The organism is Streptococcus oralis, from assembly GCF_021497885.1.
GTDB classification, from domain to species: domain Bacteria; phylum Bacillota; class Bacilli; order Lactobacillales; family Streptococcaceae; genus Streptococcus; species Streptococcus oralis_BQ.
Genome location: NZ_CP046523.1, coordinates 33,822 through 53,007 on the forward strand (window position 1 = coordinate 33,822; position 19,186 = coordinate 53,007).

At 44.0% G+C, this 19,186-nt stretch carries 20 protein-coding genes and 1 pseudogene; all 21 read left to right on the forward strand.

Annotated features, from left to right (window positions below):
- The first annotated feature begins 125 nt into the window (after nt 1-125).
- The 21 genes and pseudogenes from GOM48_RS00185 to purK all read left to right on the forward strand — a co-directional run bounded on the left by GOM48_RS00185 (nt 126) and on the right by purK (nt 19,176).
- Nucleotides 126-269: a class IIb bacteriocin, lactobin A/cerein 7B family gene (locus GOM48_RS00185; RefSeq protein WP_235097625.1), complete on the forward strand. Its 144-nt coding sequence runs from the start codon at nt 126-128 to the stop codon at nt 267-269.
- Between the two features lie 15 nt (nt 270-284).
- Nucleotides 285-443 (forward strand): class IIb bacteriocin, lactobin A/cerein 7B family, encoded by a 159-nt coding sequence (locus GOM48_RS00190; protein WP_235097627.1) that lies wholly within the window; start codon nt 285-287, stop codon nt 441-443.
- A gap of 13 nt (nt 444-456) precedes the next feature.
- Nucleotides 457-633, forward strand: a complete 177-nt coding sequence (locus GOM48_RS00195; RefSeq protein ID WP_235097628.1) for a hypothetical protein — start codon at nt 457-459, stop codon at nt 631-633.
- 193 nt (nt 634-826) lie between these two features.
- Nucleotides 827-982, forward strand: coding sequence for a hypothetical protein (locus tag GOM48_RS00200; RefSeq protein ID WP_000732133.1), 156 nt, complete (start codon nt 827-829; stop codon nt 980-982).
- 38 nt (nt 983-1,020) lie between these two features.
- The gene (locus tag GOM48_RS00205) at nt 1,021-1,233 is read left to right on the forward strand and encodes a bacteriocin immunity protein (RefSeq protein WP_235097630.1); all 213 of its coding nucleotides are present in this window, start codon (nt 1,021-1,023) and stop codon (nt 1,231-1,233) included.
- An 80-nt stretch (nt 1,234-1,313) separates the two neighbouring features.
- Complete coding sequence (locus GOM48_RS00210) at nt 1,314-1,502, forward strand: hypothetical protein (protein ID WP_131200675.1); 189 nt, start codon at nt 1,314-1,316, stop codon at nt 1,500-1,502.
- A gap of 24 nt (nt 1,503-1,526) precedes the next feature.
- Nucleotides 1,527-1,736 carry a bacteriocin immunity protein gene (locus tag GOM48_RS00215; RefSeq protein WP_235097632.1) on the forward strand — a complete coding sequence of 70 codons (210 nt, stop codon included), beginning with the start codon at nt 1,527-1,529 and terminating at the stop codon, nt 1,734-1,736.
- 324 nt (nt 1,737-2,060) lie between these two features.
- The gene (locus tag GOM48_RS00220; RefSeq protein WP_235097634.1) at nt 2,061-2,255 is read left to right on the forward strand and encodes a hypothetical protein; all 195 of its coding nucleotides are present in this window, start codon (nt 2,061-2,063) and stop codon (nt 2,253-2,255) included.
- 165 nt (nt 2,256-2,420) lie between these two features.
- Nucleotides 2,421-4,574, forward strand: a complete 2,154-nt coding sequence (gene comA / locus GOM48_RS00225) for a peptide cleavage/export ABC transporter ComA (RefSeq protein WP_235097636.1) — start codon at nt 2,421-2,423, stop codon at nt 4,572-4,574.
- A gap of 12 nt (nt 4,575-4,586) precedes the next feature.
- A complete protein-coding gene (gene comB / locus GOM48_RS00230; RefSeq protein WP_235097638.1) occupies nt 4,587-5,936 on the forward strand; it encodes a competence pheromone export protein ComB in 1,350 nt (449 codons plus the stop codon).
- Nucleotides 5,937-6,103: 167 nt separating this feature from the next.
- On the forward strand, nt 6,104-6,811 hold the full coding sequence (gene purC / locus GOM48_RS00235) for a phosphoribosylaminoimidazolesuccinocarboxamide synthase (RefSeq protein ID WP_000038498.1): 708 nt from the start codon (nt 6,104-6,106) through the stop codon (nt 6,809-6,811).
- A gap of 37 nt (nt 6,812-6,848) precedes the next feature.
- Nucleotides 6,849-10,574: a phosphoribosylformylglycinamidine synthase gene (locus GOM48_RS00240; protein ID WP_235097640.1), complete on the forward strand. Its 3,726-nt coding sequence runs from the start codon at nt 6,849-6,851 to the stop codon at nt 10,572-10,574.
- 12 nt (nt 10,575-10,586) lie between these two features.
- The gene (gene purF, locus GOM48_RS00245) at nt 10,587-12,029 is read left to right on the forward strand and encodes an amidophosphoribosyltransferase (RefSeq protein WP_235097642.1); all 1,443 of its coding nucleotides are present in this window, start codon (nt 10,587-10,589) and stop codon (nt 12,027-12,029) included.
- A 40-nt stretch (nt 12,030-12,069) separates the two neighbouring features.
- Nucleotides 12,070-13,092 (forward strand): phosphoribosylformylglycinamidine cyclo-ligase, encoded by a 1,023-nt coding sequence (gene purM, locus GOM48_RS00250; protein WP_235097645.1) that lies wholly within the window; start codon nt 12,070-12,072, stop codon nt 13,090-13,092.
- On the forward strand, nt 13,089-13,640 hold the full coding sequence (purN, locus tag GOM48_RS00255) for a phosphoribosylglycinamide formyltransferase (RefSeq protein WP_235097646.1): 552 nt from the start codon (nt 13,089-13,091) through the stop codon (nt 13,638-13,640). The genes purM and purN overlap by 4 nt, the downstream gene beginning before the upstream one ends.
- Nucleotides 13,641-13,700: 60 nt before the next feature.
- Nucleotides 13,701-14,410: pseudogene (locus GOM48_RS00260) on the forward strand (suppressor of fused domain protein).
- A gap of 41 nt (nt 14,411-14,451) precedes the next feature.
- A complete protein-coding gene (purH, locus tag GOM48_RS00265) occupies nt 14,452-15,999 on the forward strand; it encodes a bifunctional phosphoribosylaminoimidazolecarboxamide formyltransferase/IMP cyclohydrolase (protein ID WP_235097648.1) in 1,548 nt (515 codons plus the stop codon).
- 121 nt (nt 16,000-16,120) lie between these two features.
- The gene (gene purD / locus GOM48_RS00270) at nt 16,121-17,383 is read left to right on the forward strand and encodes a phosphoribosylamine--glycine ligase (RefSeq protein ID WP_235097650.1); all 1,263 of its coding nucleotides are present in this window, start codon (nt 16,121-16,123) and stop codon (nt 17,381-17,383) included.
- Between the two features lie 94 nt (nt 17,384-17,477).
- A complete protein-coding gene (locus tag GOM48_RS09790) occupies nt 17,478-17,594 on the forward strand; it encodes a phosphoribosylaminoimidazole carboxylase (RefSeq protein ID WP_321159612.1) in 117 nt (38 codons plus the stop codon).
- 30 nt (nt 17,595-17,624) lie between these two features.
- Entirely contained in the window at nt 17,625-18,116 is a 492-nt protein-coding gene (gene purE, locus GOM48_RS00275) for a 5-(carboxyamino)imidazole ribonucleotide mutase (RefSeq protein WP_000165788.1), read from the forward strand.
- On the forward strand, nt 18,103-19,176 hold the full coding sequence (gene purK / locus GOM48_RS00280) for a 5-(carboxyamino)imidazole ribonucleotide synthase (protein ID WP_235097652.1): 1,074 nt from the start codon (nt 18,103-18,105) through the stop codon (nt 19,174-19,176). The genes purE and purK overlap by 14 nt, the downstream gene beginning before the upstream one ends.
- Nucleotides 19,177-19,186: the final 10 nt, after the last annotated feature.

Genomic DNA, 19,186 nt, shown 5'->3' on the forward strand with positions numbered 1-19,186 from the left:
ATAGATAGGTAAGAAGAAAAGGAAGGAGAGAAAAAATGATTTCAGTTATTTTTCCAATCTGGATTTTAAAATGGTTTAAAGCCTAGAAACCGTAAACTAAAAAATAGAAATAAAGGAGAAAACAAATGACAAATTTTGACAAAATGGAACAGAACTTTGTAGCTCTTACAGAAGAAGAGTTGATGGATGTGAATGGGGGTTCTGTTACTGCTGTGGTAGTAGGGGGCATCCTACTTATTGGCGGTATTGCTTGGGGATACTTTATGTGATAATAGGAGGATAAAATGAATATGAATAATTTAAATAATTGGCCAGAGTTGACAGAAGACGAATTAATGAATACTGATGGAGGCGTGATCACATTAGCTACGATTGGTATAGGAGTGACTATTTTCCTTGGCGGTAGATTGATCGGGCAAGATTTAAAACGTAGGTTTGGATAAAAAGTGATCAGGTATGAAAAATCTAAAAAATGTAATAGGTGTGCTTTTAATCATTTTTGGAGCACTCTGTGTGCTGGGTGATTTAAATGTAATTCCCTTTAAAGTTGATCAGTATGTAGGCTCAGAATTATGGATTCCAATCCTTATTTTAATGATGAGTTATTTGGATTCAGGTAAAGACAAGGTTTAAAGAGAACTATTGTTAGTGTGTGGCAAATACTATTGAATAGTCATCTTTTAGTTACTACCAATAAAAAATGGAGAAATAAATGAAGATTTCAGAAGAATTTGCAGTAATTATTATATCAGCTTCAGGAATAGTAGGGCTTTTGGTTGGAGTAGCTATTGGATTAGCCAGTATTATTTAAAAAGGAGAGAGAAAAATGAAAAAACTGGATGAAAAATTTGACATCATGACAGAAGCAGACTTATCTGTTACTGAGGGAGGCTTCATTGTTACTACTTCCACAGCAATAGCTTGGGGTGTATTAGGAGTAGCTTCTTATATGTATGGGCGTTATCTAGGAAGTAGACGCTAAGCTAAAAATTTGGGATAAAGTATGTAGGGAAATTAACCATGAATCACAACCTTAATCTCAATACATTGTTACCTAAACTAGCCACTATAGTTCCTTTGTTGGCAATAGCTCTTAATCTCGCGCTCCATGTGATTCGTACAGGTTCATTAGTATCCTTTGATTGGCAATGGACTTTAGTTGGCTTGCTTGCTTCAGGCTATTTTGGTATTTTTTGCAAAGATTTGTCAAAAGATAATCAAAACCATAAATGATGAATCTGAATGAAAAGGATTTTGTGCATGTGAATGGCGGAGTTTTTCCACCTTTCTTATCAGGTAAATAGGAGTCTACCATGAAAAAATTCTTATTAGGATTTGCTGAGGGATATTTTATTGTATCACTCATTATCTACATCGCAACGTATTTGATTTTGAAAAAACCGATCAATACCTTGTTTTATCCAGAAACCTATCCAATTCTGCTTGGTCTGTTTTATGTAGGATATAAGTACGAAACAAAAGAAAGTACGATTGGGAATTGATGGACCATCAGATTGGAGTTCGGGATGAAAGTTGTTCAATTACTAGGAAAAGTTTGGCCAGAGACCACTGTATTGTTTAGCTCGATGGCTTATCTAATTATTAGAATCTTGGCTGATGTAAACAAAATAAACCTACCTACATGGTTTGAATATCTTGATATACCTACGATTTCATTATTCTTGATGATCTTTATCTTACTTTATAGAAGTGAAGAAAAAGATAATAAACGATGACAACATGAGTCTGATTTCTGTAGCTTCAGTATAAGAGAAATATTGGAGTGTTAGACCAATGAACCGTAATCTACATTTAGTGAGGAAGGTGTCTGTATGTTAAAAAAGAAGTGATGTTATTAGGAGGGCTTCTACTAGTACGCATTGTACTACCTATCCTGCAAGTTTTAATGGACTATAATCTATTACCAGGAAAGTGTAGTGTAAATTTTATGGAAGTTTCAGACTTGTTCTCTTATCCCCTACTTCTTTTAATCATTTATATAGCGGTAAAATACCATACTATCCAGAAAATAACGGCTAAAGAAGGAAATGAGGGCGAAAATGACTAAGATTTTAAAATCTATTCTTGTATTTATTTTCCTATTTTTGATGAATATTTTCATCTTTGGGATACTAGCAACCCTGGGATTTCAGCTGACAATGAGTGAAAAGAGTTATATTGTACCACCGCTGTTTTCGATTATCGTTTTGTACACCATTCACAAAAGAAGTGGGAAAGGTAAGAAATCTCTGTAATTGAATGTTCTAGACAGGACTCTTGTTCTGCCTATTTTCTTTGACAAAAAGTGCTGTTTAGGCGTGGATATTGTTTTTTCAGAAATAATTCCCTTATTTCTTACTTGTTTGGTTAAAATAATCTTACAAAGCTTTTAAGAGATTGTTAGAAAAAAGGAGAAGGATATGAAATTTAAGAAAAGGCACTACCGTCCTCAGGTGGATCAGATGGATTGTGGCGTGGCTTCCTTGGCTATGGTCTTTGGTTACTACGGTAGTTATTACTCTTTGGCTCATCTACGAGAACTAGCTAAGACGACCATGGATGGGACAACTGCTTTGGGTCTTGTAAAGGTGGCAGAGGAAATTGGCTTTGAGACGCGAGCTATCAAGGCGGATATGACGCTCTTTGACTTGCCAGATTTGACCTTTCCCTTTGTGGCTCATGTGCTTAAGGAAGGGAAATTGCTCCACTACTATGTGGTGACAGGTCAGGATAAAAAGCACATCCATATCGCTGATCCAGATCCTGGTGTCAAGCTGACCAAGATTTCCCGTGAGCGATTTGCGCAAGAGTGGACAGGGATCAGTCTCTTTATGGCGCCATCTCCGGACTATAAGCCCCATAAGGAGAAAAAACAGGGGCTCCTATCCTTCTTGCCAATCTTACTCAAACAGCGTGGCTTAATTACCAATATCGTCCTAGCGACACTCTTGGTAACCCTGATCAACATTGTAGGTTCTTATTATCTTCAGTCCATCATTGATAGTTACGTACCAGACCAGATGCGTACGACGCTAGGAATTATTTCTATTGGTTTGGTCATCGTCTATATTCTCCAGCAGATTTTGTCTTATGCTCAGGAGTATCTCTTGCTGGTCCTTGGGCAACGCTTGTCAATTGACGTGATTTTGTCCTACATCAAGCATGTTTTTCACCTGCCGATGTCCTTTTTTGCGACACGCAGGACAGGAGAGATTGTATCTCGTTTTACGGATGCTAATAGTATCATTGATGCGCTAGCTTCGACCATCTTGTCTATCTTTTTAGATGTGTCGACGATTTTGATTATTTCGCTTGTCTTGTTTTCACAAAATATGACGCTCTTTTTCATTAGTCTGCTTGCACTTCCCATCTATACAGTGATTATCTTTGCCTTTATGAAGCCTTTTGAAAAGATGAATCGGGACACTATGGAAGCCAATGCAGTTCTGTCTTCTTCTATCATCGAGGACATCAACGGTATTGAGACTATTAAATCTTTGACTAGTGAAAGTTCACGCTATCAAAAGATTGATAAGGAATTTGTAGCTTATCTGAAAAAATCTTTTACCTATAGTCGGGCAGAAAGTCAGCAAAAGGCATTGAAAAAAGTTGCTCAGCTCCTGCTCAATGTTGCCGTTCTCTGGATGGGAGCAGTTCTTGTCATGGATGGGAAAATGAGTTTGGGTCAGCTGATTACCTATAATACTTTGCTTGTTTACTTTACCAACCCTTTGGAAAATATCATCAACCTGCAAACCAAACTTCAGACAGCGCAGGTTGCTAATAATCGTCTTAACGAAGTCTATCTAGTAGCTTCGGAGTTTGAGGAGAAGAAAACAGTCGAAGATTTGAGCATGATGAAGGGAGATGTGACCTTTAAACAAGTCCACTATAAGTATGGCTATGGTCGTGACGTCTTGTCGGATATCAATTTGATGATTCCCCAAGGTTCTAAAGTAGCTTTTGTGGGGATTTCAGGGTCAGGTAAGACGACCTTGGCCAAGATGATGGTTAACTTTTACGACCCTAGTCAGGGAGAGATTAGTCTGGGCGGTGTCAATCTTAATCAGATTGATAAAAAAGCCTTGCGCCAGTATATAAACTATCTACCTCAACAGCCCTATGTCTTTAACGGAACGATTTTGGAGAATCTTCTCCTTGGAGCCAAGGAAGGGACGACACAGGAAGATATCTTACGAGCAGTTGAATTGACTGAAATTCGGGAGGATATCGAGCGCATGCCACTGAATTATCAGACAGAATTGACTTCGGATGGAGCAGGTATTTCTGGGGGGCAACGGCAGCGAATTGCTCTGGCGCGTGCTCTTTTAACGGATGCGCCTGTTCTGATATTGGATGAGGCGACCAGCAGTCTGGATATCTTGACAGAGAAGCGGATTGTCGATAATCTCATGGCTTTGGATAAGACCTTGATTTTCATTGCCCACCGCTTGACTATTGCTGAGCGGACAGAAAAGGTTGTTGTTCTGAATCAGGGCAAGATTGTCGAAGAGGGCACCCATGCAGACTTGCTTGCTCAAGATGGTTTTTATGCCCATTTGGTGAATAGCTAGAAAGAGGAGAAGATGAAACCAGAATTTTTAGAAAGTGCGGAGTTTTATAATCGTCGTTACCATAATTTTTCCAGTCGGGTGATTTTACCTATGTCACTTCTGCTCATGTTTTTACTGGGATTTGCAGTTTTTGCAGAGAAAGAGATTAGTTTGTCTACCAGAGCGACAGTCGAACCTAGTCGGATTATTGCCAATATCCAGTCGACTAGCAATCAACGCATCGTGGCCAATTATCTGGAAGAAAACAAGTTGGTCAAGCAGGGGGAACTACTCGTTCAGTACCAGCAAGGGGCGGAGGCTGTCCAGGTAGAGGCATATGCCAGTCAATTGGAGATGCTAAAGGATCAAAAAAAGCAGTTGGGGTATTTGCAATCCAGTTTGAAAGAGGGGAGCGATCAATTTCCAGAGGCGGATAAGTTTGGTTATCAGGAGATGTTTAGAGACTATCTCAGCCAAGCTAGTAGTCTTAGGAGCAATGTTTCGCAGCAAAATGCCAACATCTCCTCGCAGAATGCGGCAGCAAGTCAGAGCCAGGCCGAGATTGGCAATCTTATCAGCCAAACAGAGGATAAAATCCGAGACTACAAAACAGCTAAGTCGGCGATTGAAAAGGGAGATCAACTAGATAGTCAGAATCCAGCCTACTCTTTCTATCAGACCTATAAAAACCAAGCTGGAGAAGATCCGCAAGCTAAATCACAAGTTATTGCACAGGTGGATGCCCAAATTAGCCAGCTAGAGTCTAGTTTAGCTACTTATCGTGTACAGTATGCGGGATCTGGAGCTCAACAAGCCTACGCAAGTGGACTGGATAGTCAGCTTGAATCCCTTAAGTCCCAGCACCTAGTCAAAGTCGGTCAGGAATTAACCCTTTTGGATCAGAAAATTTTAGAAGCAGAGTCGGGTAAGAAAGTCCAAGGAGGTCTGCTGGACAAGGGGAAAATTACAGCAAGTGAGGATGGGGTGCTTCACCTTAATCCTGAAACCAGTGATTCTACGATGGTTGCAGAAGGGACCCTGCTAGCCCAACTGTACCCGGCCTTGGAAAGAGAAGGCAAAACCAAACTCACAGCTTATCTCAGTTCGAAAGATGTTGCAAGACTCAAAGTAGGTGATTCTGTTCGCTTTACTACAACCAAGGATGCCAACAAAGAACTTATTCTTGTTTCTGCGATTACGAATATTGATGCGACAGCTACCAAGACTGAAAAGGGAAATTTCTTTAAAATAGAGGCGGAGACAAGTCTGACTCCTGAACAAGCAGAAGAGCTTCGCTACGGTTCAGAAGGACGTTTGACACTAATCACAGGAAAGAAAAGTTATTTCCGCTATTATTGGGATCAATTTTTAAACAGAGAATAATGTTTGTTTTTAATGCAATATTATACTTTTAAAACTGTAAAATGTTTTGATTTTACAGTTTTTCTTAATGTTAAAAAGAGCTACCTTCGCTGTCGTTCGCAAATTCTTGCTATTTCCGTTATTTTGTAGTAGAATGAAGTAAAGAAATACGAAAGGCGAACTTTAAAATGTCAAAAAAACTGATCTATTCGGGAAAAGCCAAGGATATCTATACAACTGAGGATGAAAATCTCATTATTTCAACTTACAAGGACCAGGCGACTGCTTTCAACGGTGTCAAGAAGGAGCAGATTGCGGGCAAGGGAGTCTTGAATAATCAGATTTCATCTTTTATTTTTGAGAAATTAAATGCTGCTGGTGTGGCGACTCACTTTGTGGAGAAACTTTCAGACACGGAACAACTCAATAAAAAAGTTGAGATCATTCCTTTGGAGGTTGTGCTTCGCAACTACACGGCTGGTTCCTTTTCAAAACGTTTTGGCGTTGATGAGGGCATCGCATTTGAGACTCCGATCGTTGAATTTTACTATAAAAATGATGATTTGGATGATCCATTTATCAATGACGAGCATGTGAAATTCCTTAAAATTGCTGATGACCAGCAGATTGCTTACTTGAAGGAAGAAACGCGTCGTATCAATGAACTTTTGAAAGCTTGGTTTGCTGAGATTGGACTTAAATTGATTGACTTTAAGCTAGAGTTCGGTTTTGACAAGGATGGTAAGATTATCTTGGCAGACGAATTTTCACCAGATAACTGTCGACTTTGGGACGCTGACGGCAACCACATGGACAAGGATGTTTTCCGTAGAGGTCTCGGAGAATTGACAGATGTTTATGAAGTTGTCTGGGAGAAATTGCAGGAATTGAAATAATCTGTTTGCAAGAGCTGAAATAAAGGAATAAGAATTGATGGATAAACGTATTTTTGTTGAAAAAAAGGCTGATTTTCAGGTCAAGTCAGAGAGTTTGGTAAGAGAACTCCAACACAACTTGGGATTGTCAACTTTGAAAAGTATTCGCATCGTGCAGGTTTATGATGTCTTTGATTTGGCAGAGGACTTGTTTGAGCCTGCAGAGAAACACATCTTCTCTGAGCAGGTGACCGACCATGTCTTGGATGAAGCGGCTGTGCAAGCGGATCTTGCCAACTATGCTTTCTTTGCCATTGAAAGCCTGCCAGGGCAGTTTGACCAACGTGCAGCTTCTTCACAGGAAGCCTTGCTTTTGCTGGGAAGTTCGAGTGATGTGACGGTCAATACAGCCCAACTTTATCTGGTCAATAAAGATATTGATGCGACTGAGTTAGAGGCGGTCAAGAACTACTTGCTCAATCCAGTTGATTCTCGTTTCAAGGACATCACGACAGGGATTGCCAAGCAGGAATTTTCTGAGTCAGACAAGACCATTCCTAAATTGACTTTCTTTGAAAGCTATACGGCAGAAGACTTTGCCCGCTACAAGGCCGAACAAGGGATGGCCATGGAAGTGGATGATTTGCTCTTTATCCAAGACTACTTCAAGTCAATCGGGCGCGTGCCAACGGAAACAGAGCTGAAGGTTTTGGACACTTATTGGTCCGACCACTGCCGTCACACGACTTTTGAGACAGAGTTGAAACAGATTGATTTCTCAGCTTCTAAATTCCAAAAGCAATTGCAGGCGACTTATGACAAGTATATTGCCATGCGTGAGGAACTAGGTCGGTCTGAAAAGCCACAAACCTTGATGGATATGGCGACTATTTTTGGTCGTTATGAGCGTGCTAATGGTCGTTTGGACGATATGGAAGTGTCTGACGAAATCAATGCCTGCTCGGTTGAAATCGAAGTGGACGTTGATGGTGTCAAGGAACCTTGGCTCCTCATGTTCAAAAACGAAACCCACAACCACCCAACGGAAATTGAGCCATTTGGTGGTGCAGCTACTTGTATCGGTGGCGCCATTCGTGACCCATTGTCAGGCCGTTCCTACGTTTACCAAGCCATGCGTATCTCAGGTGCGGGTGACATTACAGCTCCGATTTCAGAAACGCGCGCTGGTAAATTGCCACAACAAGTCATTTCGAAGACAGCGGCTCATGGTTATTCTTCATATGGGAACCAGATTGGTCTGGCGACGACTTACGTTCGTGAATATTTCCACCCAGGCTTTGTAGCTAAACGTATGGAGCTTGGTGCCGTTGTTGGTGCAGCTCCTAAGGGCAATGTTGTCCGTGAAAAACCAGAAGCCGGTGATGTGATTATCTTGCTAGGTGGCAAGACTGGCCGTGATGGAGTCGGTGGTGCTACGGGGTCTTCTAAGGTTCAAACGGTTGAGTCTGTAGAGACTGCTGGTGCTGAGGTTCAAAAAGGGAATGCCATCGAAGAACGCAAGATCCAACGTCTTTTCCGTAATGGAGATGTCACTCGTCTTATCAAGAAATCCAACGACTTTGGAGCTGGTGGTGTCTGTGTGGCTATCGGTGAATTGGCAGACGGTCTTGAAATCGACCTTAATAAGGTTCCTCTTAAATACCAAGGCTTGAACGGGACAGAAATTGCTATCTCTGAATCACAAGAACGGATGGCAGTTGTGGTTCGTCCTAAGGATGTAGATGCTTTCGTTGCAGAATGTAATAAAGAAAATATTGACGCGGTTGTGGTTGCGACAGTGACTGAAAAACCAAATCTTGTCATGCACTGGAATGGCGAAACGATTGTCGACTTGGAACGTCGTTTTCTTGATACAAACGGTGTGCGTGTAGTCGTTGATGCCAAGGTTGTGGACAAGGATGCCAAACTTCCAGAAGAACGCACAACCAATGCTGACACACTTGAAGCAGATACCCTTGCAGTTCTGTCTGACCTCAACCATGCGAGTCAAAAAGGCTTGCAAACCATCTTTGACTGTTCGGTCGGTCGTTCTACAGTCAATCACCCACTTGGCGGTCGCTACCAACTCACACCAACTGAGGCATCTGTCCAGAAATTGCCAGTTCAGCACGGGGTGACCAATACTGCGTCTGTCATGGCGCAAGGATTCAATCCATATGTGGCAGAATGGTCTCCATACCACGGTGCTGCCTATGCGGTCATCGAAGCGACTGCTCGTTTGGTGGCTGCTGGTGCAAACTGGTCTAAGGCTCGCTTCTCTTACCAAGAGTATTTCGAGCGGATGGACAAACAAGCTGAGCGCTTTGGTCAGCCAGTAGCAGCTCTTCTAGGCTCTATCGAAGCACAAATCCAACTTGGCTTGCCATCTATCGGTGGTAAGGACTCTATGTCTGGTACCTTTGAAGAATTAACCGTACCACCAACCTTGGTTGCTTTTGGGGTGACGACAGCAGATAGCCGCAAGGTGCTCTCTCCTGAGTTCAAGACTGCTGGTGAAAACATCTACTACATCCCAGGTCAAGCTCTAGCACAAGAGATTGACTTTGATCTTATCAAGTCTAACTTCGCTCAGTTTGAAGCCCTTCAAGAGGCCCACAAAGTAACATCTGCATCAGCTGTCAAATACGGTGGTGTCGTTGAAAGCTTGGCTCTTGCTACCTTTGGGAACCATATCGGTGCAGAGGTGACCTTGCCTGAACTTGAAACAGCTTTGACAGCTCAATTGGGCGGATTTGTCTTCACATCTCCTGAAGAAATTGCTGGAGTAGAGAAGATTGGACAAACAAGCGCAGACTTTACACTCCTTGTCAACGGTGTGAAGCTAGATGGACACAAACTTGACAGTGCCTTCCAAGGGAAACTGGAAGAAGTTTACCCAACAGAATTTGCACAAGCCAAAGAACTGGAAGAAGTTCCAGCTGTCGCTTCTGACGCAGTCATCAAAGCCAAGGAAACTATTGAAAAACCTGTGGTTTACATCCCAGTCTTCCCAGGTACCAACTCAGAATATGACTCAGCTAAGGCCTTCGAAAAAGAAGGTTCAGAGGTTAACTTGGTACCATTTGTGACCTTGAATGAAGAAGCTATTGTCAAGTCAGTTGAAACCATGGTTGACAACATCGGCAAGGCTAACATCCTCTTCTTTGCAGGTGGCTTCTCAGCTGCGGATGAGCCGGATGGATCAGCTAAGTTTATTGTCAATATCCTTCTTAATGAAAAAGTGCGTGCAGCCATTGATAGCTTTATCGCTCGTGGTGGCTTGATTATCGGTATCTGTAATGGGTTCCAGGCCTTGGTCAAATCAGGTCTTCTTCCATACGGAAACTTCGAGGATGCCAGCAGTACGAGTCCAACCCTCTTCTACAATGATGCCAACCAACACGTGGCTAAGATGGTGGAAACTCGGATTGCCAATACCAACTCGCCATGGTTGGCTGGTGTGCAAGTGGGCGATATCCATGCCATTCCAGTATCGCACGGTGAAGGGAAATTTGTCGTGACGGCTGAAGAATTTGCAGAGCTCCGTGACAATGGACAAATCTTTAGCCAATACGTTGACTTTGACGGCAAACCAAGTATGGATTCTAAGTACAATCCGAATGGTTCTGTAAATGCCATCGAAGGAATTACCAGCAAGAATGGTCAAATCATCGGTAAAATGGGACACTCAGAACGTTATGAAGACGATCTTTTCCAAAACATCCCAGGAAATAAAGACCAGCACCTGTTCGCGTCGGCTGTGCGTTATTTCACAGAGAAATAAAAGGTATAAAAAATGACATACGAAGTAAAATCTCTTAATGAAGAATGTGGTGTTTTCGGTATCTGGGGACATCCAGATGCTGCTAAATTAACCTATTTTGGTCTCCACAGTCTTCAGCACCGTGGTCAGGAGGGGGCAGGAATCCTCTCCAATGATCAGGGGCAATTGAAGCGTCATCGTGACATGGGGCTTTTATCAGAAGTGTTCAGAAACCCAGCTAATTTGGATAAACTGACTGGAACGAGCGCGATTGGGCATGTTCGTTACGCGACTGCTGGCGAAGCTTCTGTGGACAACATCCAGCCCTTCCTCTTTCGCTTTCATGATATGCAGTTTGGACTTGCTCATAACGGAAACTTGACCAATGCCGAATCGCTCAAGAAAGAATTGGAACAAAGAGGAGCAATTTTCAGTTCAACTTCGGACTCGGAAATCTTGGCCCACCTCATTCGTCGGAGTCACAATCCGAACTTGATGGGCAAAATCAAAGAGGCGCTCAGCCTTGTAAAAGGTGGATTTGCTTATATCCTGCTGTTTGAGGACAAGTTGATTGCGGCGCTTGATCCTAATGGCTTCCGTCCGCTTTCGATTGGGAAAATGACCAACGGAGCGGTAGTGGTTTCCTCCGAAACCTGTGCTTTTGAAGTTATTGGTGCTGAGTGGATTCGAGATTTGAAGCCTGGAGAGATTGTGATCATTGATGATAAGGGCATCCAGTATGATAGCTATACAGATGATACACAGTTGGCGATTTGCTCTATGGAGTATATCTATTTTGCTCGCCCCGATTCCAATATCCACGGTGTCAATGTCCATACAGCTCGCAAACGTATGGGAGCTCAATTGGCGCGTGAATTTAAGCATGAAGCGGATATAGTGGTCGGTGTGCCAAATTCATCACTCAGCGCAGCCATGGGATTTGCGGAAGAGTCTGGTCTGCCAAATGAAATGGGGCTGATTAAAAACCAATACACGCAACGAACCTTTATCCAACCGACTCAAGAATTGCGGGAGCAAGGGGTACGGATGAAACTGTCTGCCGTTTCGGGTGTTGTCAAAGGCAAACGTGTGGTCATGATTGATGATTCCATTGTTCGTGGGACAACCTCTCGCCGTATCGTTCAGCTTTTGAAAGAAGCGGGTGCTTCTGAGGTTCACGTTGCTATTGGAAGTCCTGCGCTAGCTTATCCATGTTTCTACGGGATTGATATCCAGACTCGTCAGGAGCTGATTGCTGCCAATCATACGGTCGAAGAAACTCGCCAAATCATTGGTGCGGATAGCCTGACCTATCTTTCTGTTGAAGGTTTGATTGATTCGATTGGTATTGAAACAGATGCTCCGAACGGTGGTCTCTGTGTCGCTTACTTTGACGGCGACTACCCAACTCCTCTCTACGACTATGAGGAAGAATATCGTAGAAGTTTGGAAGAAAAGACCAGTTTTTACAAATAGGCGGATAACGATTTTCCATTAAAGGAAAGGAATGAACAAAATGACGAATAAAAATGCTTATGCGCAGTCTGGTGTGGATGTTGAAGCGGGTTATGAAGTAGTTGAACGAATAAAAAAACATGTGGCTCGCACGGAGCGTGCGGGTGTCATGGGAGCTCTTGGTGGTTTCGGTGGCATGTTTGACCTTTCAAAGACAGGTGTCAAAGAGCCGGTCTTGATCTCAGGGACTGACGGTGTCGGAACCAAGCTCATGCTGGCTATCAAGTACGACAAGCACGATACCATCGGGCAGGACTGTGTGGCTATGTGTGTCAACGATATTATTGCTGCAGGTGCGGAGCCTCTTTACTTCCTCGACTATGTGGCGACAGGGAAGAATGAACCAGCCAAGCTAGAACAAGTCGTCGCTGGTGTGGCAGAAGGTTGTGTGCAGGCAGGCGCTGCCCTCATCGGTGGGGAAACGGCTGAAATGCCTGGTATGTATGGCGAAGATGACTACGACTTGGCTGGTTTTGCAGTTGGTGTGGCTGAAAAATCTCAAATCATTGACGGCTCAAAGGTGGCAGAAGGCGATGTTCTTCTCGGGCTTGCTTCAAGTGGGATTCACTCAAATGGTTACTCACTTGTTCGTCGTGTCTTTGCCGACTATACAGGTGAGGAAGTCTTGCCAGAATTGGAAGGCAAGAAACTCAAGGAAGTCCTGCTTGAGCCGACTCGTATCTATGTCAAGGCTGTCTTACCGCTCATCAAAGAAGAGTTGGTCAACGGTATTGCCCATATCACTGGTGGTGGCTTTATCGAGAATGTCCCTCGTATGTTTGCGGATGACCTAGCTGCGGAAATTGAAGAAGACAAGGTTCCAGTGCTTCCGATTTTCAAAGCTCTTGAAAAATACGGTCAAATCAAGCATGAAGAAATGTTTGAAATCTTCAATATGGGTGTGGGACTCATGCTGGCAGTTAGCCCTGAAAATGTAGGTCGTGTCAAGGATTTGTTGGATGAACCAGTCTATGAAATTGGTCGCATCGTCAAGAAAGAAAACGAAAGTGTCATCATCAAATGAAAAAAATAGCGGTTTTTGCCTCTGGTAATGGCTCAAATTTTCAGGTGATTGCCGAAGAGTTTCCGGTGGAATTTGTCTTTTCAGACCATCGTGACGCCTATGTGCTGGAACGTGCAGACAAGCTCGGCGTCCTGTCCTATGCTTTTGAACTCAAGGAGTTTGAGAACAAGGCGGACTACGAAGCAGCTCTTGTCGAACTCTTGGAAGAACATCAGATTGACTTGGTTTGCCTCGCCGGCTACATGAAAATCGTTGGGCCCACCTTGCTAGCTTCCTACGAAGGTCGTATCATAAACATTCACCCAGCCTACCTGCCAGAATTTCCAGGAGCTCATGGGATAGAGGATGCTTGGAATGCCGGGGTTGCTGAGAGTGGCGTTACCATTCACTGGGTGGACTCTGGTGTGGATACAGGCAAGGTCATCAAACAAGTCCGTGTGCCACGTCTAGCTGATGATACTATCGAAAGATTTGAAGCTCGCATTCATGAAGCGGAGTATAAGTTGTATCCAGAGGTGCTGGATAGCTTGGGAGTTGCACGAAAATAAGAAGGAAGTCATGGATGATTTTGTGGCAAGGATTAAAAGTTATCTGCTAAGGAGAAATTTATGGGTTTGTTTGATTTTTTAAGAAAAAACCTTCTAGCGAAGAGACGTCAACTAGAGATGAGGGAAAGATTGTTATCAAATCTGAAAATACAGATGATAGCGCTCCAGGATGGGAAGCCATCGATGCAGAATTTGATCGTCTTTATCCTGATCAGCCCAATCCTCGGCATTATGGAACGCTTGTCAAATATATGTTTTGTGGTCCAGATCCGCTTGATGGCATCAGTGTTTATGATGCGGGAGATTTTTGGCATTTTGTTGGCTATGGTTTGTCGAAGTTATACACAAAAGAAAGCTCGGACCCTAAATACAGTGGTTATGGGATTGAATTAACCTTTAAGTTAAAGAAATCGAATAGTGACGACGAAGAAGAAATAAAAAATGGCTGTGGCTTGTTGCAGTATGTAGCAAGATATATTTTTCAAACAGGTAAAGTGGTTTTGCCAGAAGAATACATTTATACCAAGCAAACGGTAGGAATTGATGCCCAACAGAAATCTAGTCTGACAGGGTTCTTGACTGCTGCTGATGATTTAGCTAAGTCTCTAGATACTCCGCATGGAAAAGTGGAATTTGTAACCTTAATTGGTGCGACAGATGCCGAACTGCGAAGTGTGTACGAAAGTGAAACTAGTAAGCTTGAGGTCAGAAAACTGTTAAAAGAACTTGGGAATCAGCTTACAGACTATGATCGCCAGTCTTTAGTTTAAATGATGTGAAAGCACCTCTTGATACAATGAAAGGAAAAAACATGACTAAACGCGCCTTAATCAGCGTCTCAGACAAAACGGGCATTGTTGAATTTGCCCAAGAACTTAAAAAACTTGGTTGGGATATCATCTCGACAGGTGGGACCAAGGTTGCCCTTGATAATTCTGGGGTGGAGACTGTTGCCATCGATGATGTAACTGGTTTCCCAGAAATGATGGACGGTCGTGTTAAGACTCTCCATCCAAATATTCACGGTGGTCTCCTCGCTCGTCGTGACCTTGATCGCCATCTAGAGGCTGCTAAGGACAATAAGATTGAATTGATTGACCTTGTTGTAGTCAACCTTTACCCATTCAAGGAAACGATTCTCAAACCAGACGTGACGTACGCTGACGCAGTTGAAAATATCGATATCGGTGGGCCATCCATGCTTCGTTCAGCAGCTAAAAACCACGCCAGCGTAACGGTTGTTGTAGACCCAGCTGACTATGCAGTGGTGCTTGATGAATTGGCAGCAAATGGTGAAACGACTTATGAAACTCGTCAACGTTTGGCAGCCAAGGTTTTCCGTCACACAGCAGCTTATGATGCCTTGATTGCAGAATACTTCACAGCTCAAGTGGGTGAAGAAAAACCTGAAAAGCTCACTTTGACCTATGACCTGAAGCAACCAATGCGTTATGGGGAAAATCCTCAGCAGGATGCCGATTTCTATCAAAAAGCCTTGCCAACGGATTACTCCATTGCATCAGCGAAACAGCTCAACGGTAAGGAATTGTCCTTTAACAATATTCGTGACGCTGATGCGGCGATTCGTATCATTCGTGATTTCAAAGACCGTCCAACCGTTGTGGCTCTCAAACACATGAACCCATGTGGAATTGGTCAAGCTGATGACATCGAAACTGCTTGGGATTATGCTTATGAGTCTGACCCAGTGTCTATCTTTGGTGGAATTGTCGTCCTTAACCGTGAGGTGGATGCTGCGACAGCTGAGAAGATGCACGGCGTTTTCCTCGAGATCATCATCGCACCGAGCTATACGGATGAAGCGCTAGCCATTTTAACCAATAAAAAGAAAAACTTGCGCATCCTTGCCTTGCCATTTGATGCTCAAGATGCTAGTGAGGTAGAGGCAGAATACACAGGTGTAGTCGGTGGGCTCCTCGTTCAAAATCAAGACGTGGTCAAGGAAAGCCCAGCTGACTGGCAAGTGGTGACCAAGCGCCAGCCAACCGAGACAGAGGCGACGGCCCTTGAGTTCGCTTGGAAAGCCATCAAGTACGTCAAATCAAACGGAATCATCGTGACCAATGACCACATGACACTTGGCGTTGGCCCTGGTCAAACCAACCGTGTGGCTTCAGTCCGTATCGCCATCGAACAAGCTAAAGACCGCCTTGACGGCGCTGTTCTTGCTTCTGATGCCTTCTTCCCATTTGCGGATAACGTGGAAGAAATCGCCAAAGCCGGTATCAAGGCCATCATCCAACCAGGTGGCTCTGTCCGTGACCAAGAATCCATCGAAGCTGCTGACAAATACGGCTTGACTATGGTCTTCACAGGAGTGAGACATTTTAGACATTAAGAATACAAAAGGGAAGAAAACAGTTTCTTTCCTTTTTTGGTTTAAAATGCTAAGTGAAACAAGATTAAAACGAACGTTTGTGATATAATATTAGTAAATAATTCGCAAAAGAGGTTGAGAGATGAAGCTGTTAGTTGTCGGTTCTGGTGGTCGTGAACATGCGATTGCTAAGAAATTGCTTGAATCAAAAGACGTTGAAAAAGTCTTTGTAGCTCCTGGAAATGATGGGATGACTCTAGATGGTCTGGAATTGGTGAATATCTCTATTTCCGAACATTCTAAGTTAATTGAGTTTGCAAAGGTCAACGATATTGCTTGGACCTTCATCGGGCCAGATGATGCCCTTGCTGCTGGTATCGTGGATGAGTTCAATGCAGCTGGTCTCAAAGCCTTTGGTCCGACAAGATTGGCAGCGGAGCTGGAGTGGTCCAAAGATTTTGCCAAGGAAATCATGGTCAAATACGGTGTTCCGACAGCAGCCTATGGCACATTCTCAGATTTCGAGGAAGCCAAGGCCTATATCGAAGAAAAAGGCGCTCCAATCGTCGTTAAGGCAGACGGTTTGGCCCTTGGAAAGGGTGTCGTCGTTGCTGAGACAGTCGAGCAAGCGGTCGAAGCCGCTCACGAGATGCTTTTGGACAATAAATTCGGTGATTCAGGTGCGCGTGTGGTTATCGAGGAATTCCTCGACGGCGAGGAGTTCTCTCTCTTTGCCTTTGTCAATGGCGATAAGTTCTACATCATGCCAACGGCTCAGGATCACAAACGTGCCTATGACGGCGACAAAGGGCCTAACACGGGTGGTATGGGTGCCTATGCGCCAGTTCCCCACTTGCCACAGAGCGTGGTTGATACGGCGGTTGACACCATTGTCAAGCCAGTCCTTGAAGGGATGATCAAAGAAGGTCGTTCGTATCTTGGTGTCCTTTACACAGGGCTTATCTTGACAGCTGATGGACCTAAGGTTATCGAGTTTAACGCTCGCTTCGGAGATCCTGAAACTCAGATTATCCTACCTCGTTTGACATCTGACTTTGCACAAAATATTACGGATATCCTCGATGGTAAGGAGCCAAACATCACCTGGACGGACAAGGGTGTGACTCTGGGTGTGGTTGTCGCATCCAAGGGCTACCCGTTAGATTATGCAAAGGGTGTCGAGTTGCCAACTAAGACAGAAGGCAATATCATCACCTACTATGCAGGGGCTAAGTTTGCGGAAAATAGCAGAGCACTGCTATCAAACGGTGGACGTGTCTATATGCTCGTCACCACAGAAGATACCGTTAAAGAAGCCCAAAGTACCATCTACAAGGAACTTGACAAACAAAAAACAGAAGGCCTCTTCTACCGAACCGATATCGGAAGCAAGGCTATTAAGTAAAGATATAAGAATAACGTGACGAAGTCGCCAAATACGATAATGGTTGCATAACTTGCGAGCGTTAGCAAGCTAATATAGAGCAATCACCGCCGTTGTGAAAGAACGATTGGCTTATAAGCCAATCGTTCAGGGAAATCGGAAGATCTTGGGCTTCCGATTTAGGCATGAGACACCTTTGGTGGCTGCTGCCGTCCCTCACAACTTAAGGTGATTGAAAAAAGAAAGGAAGAAAAGGAATATTATGACTAAACCAGTAATTTCCATTATCATGGGCTCAAAATCCGACTGGGCAACTATGCAAAAAACAGCAGAAGTTCTAGACCGCTTCGGTGTAGCTTACGAAAAGAAAGTTGTCTCTGCCCACCGTACTCCAGACCTCATGTTCAGACATGCGGAGGAGGCTCGTAGCCGTGGTATCAAGGTCATCATTGCAGGTGCTGGTGGCGCAGCCCATTTGCCAGGAATGGTTGCTGCTAAAACAACCCTTCCAGTCATTGGTGTGCCCGTCAAATCACGTGCCCTTAGTGGCGTCGACTCGCTCTACTCTATCGTACAGATGCCGGGTGGCGTGCCTGTTGCAACCATGGCTATCGGTGAAGCAGGAGCGACAAACGCAGCCCTCTTCGCTCTTCGTCTCCTGTCAGTAGAGGATCAGGCTATCGCGACAGCTTTGGCAGATTTCGCAGAAGAGCAAGGAAAAATCGCAGAGGAGTCTACAAATGAGCTCATCTAAAACAATCGGAATTATCGGTGGTGGTCAGCTGGGGCAGATGATGGCCATTTCTGCTATCTACATGGGGCACAAGGTTATCTCGCTGGATCCTGCGGCGGATTGCCCAGCCTCTCGCGTATCGGAAATTATCGTGGCTCCTTATAATGATGTGGATGCCCTCCGTCAGTTGGCGGAACGTTGCGATGTCCTCACCTATGAGTTTGAAAATGTTGATGCTGATGGTTTGGATGCCGTTATCAAGGATGGACAACTCCCTCAAGGAACGGACCTTCTTCGCATCTCCCAAAATCGTATTTTTGAAAAGGACTTTCTCTCAAATAAGGCTCAAGTCACTGTGGCACCATACAAGGTCGTGACTTCTAGTCAAGATTTGGCAGATATGGACCTGTCGAAAAACTATGTCCTCAAAACGGCGACTGGTGGCTACGATGGGCATGGACAAAAGGTCATTCGTGCAGAAGCAGACTTGGAAGAAGCCTATGCACTAGCGGATTCAGCAGATTGCGTTTTGGAAGAATTTGTCGACTTTGACCTTGAGATTTCCGTTATCGTGTCAGGAAATGGCAAGGATGTGACAGTCTTCCCAGTTCAGGAAAATATCCACCGTAATAACATTCTTTCAAAAACGATTGTGCCTGCTCGCATCTCAGAAAGTCTAGCTGAAAAAGCCAAAGCTATGGCAGTGCGAATCGCAGAACAACTGAACCTGTCTGGAACCCTTTGTGTGGAAATGTTTGCGACGGCCGATGATATCATCGTCAATGAGATTGCCCCACGTCCACACAACTCTGGGCACTACTCGATTGAAGCCTGTGACTTCTCGCAGTTTGATACGCATATTTTGGGTATTCTCGGAGCACCATTGCCAGCTATCAAACTGCATGCCCCAGCCGTCATGCTCAATGTTCTCGGCCAGCATGTCAAGGCTGCTGAAACATATGTCACAGAAAATCCAAGCGCCCACTTCCACATGTATGGTAAAATAGAAGCGAAGCACAACCGCAAAATGGGACATGTGACTTTGTTTAGTGATGAGCCGGATGAAGTAGAGGAATTATAGAAAGAGGTAA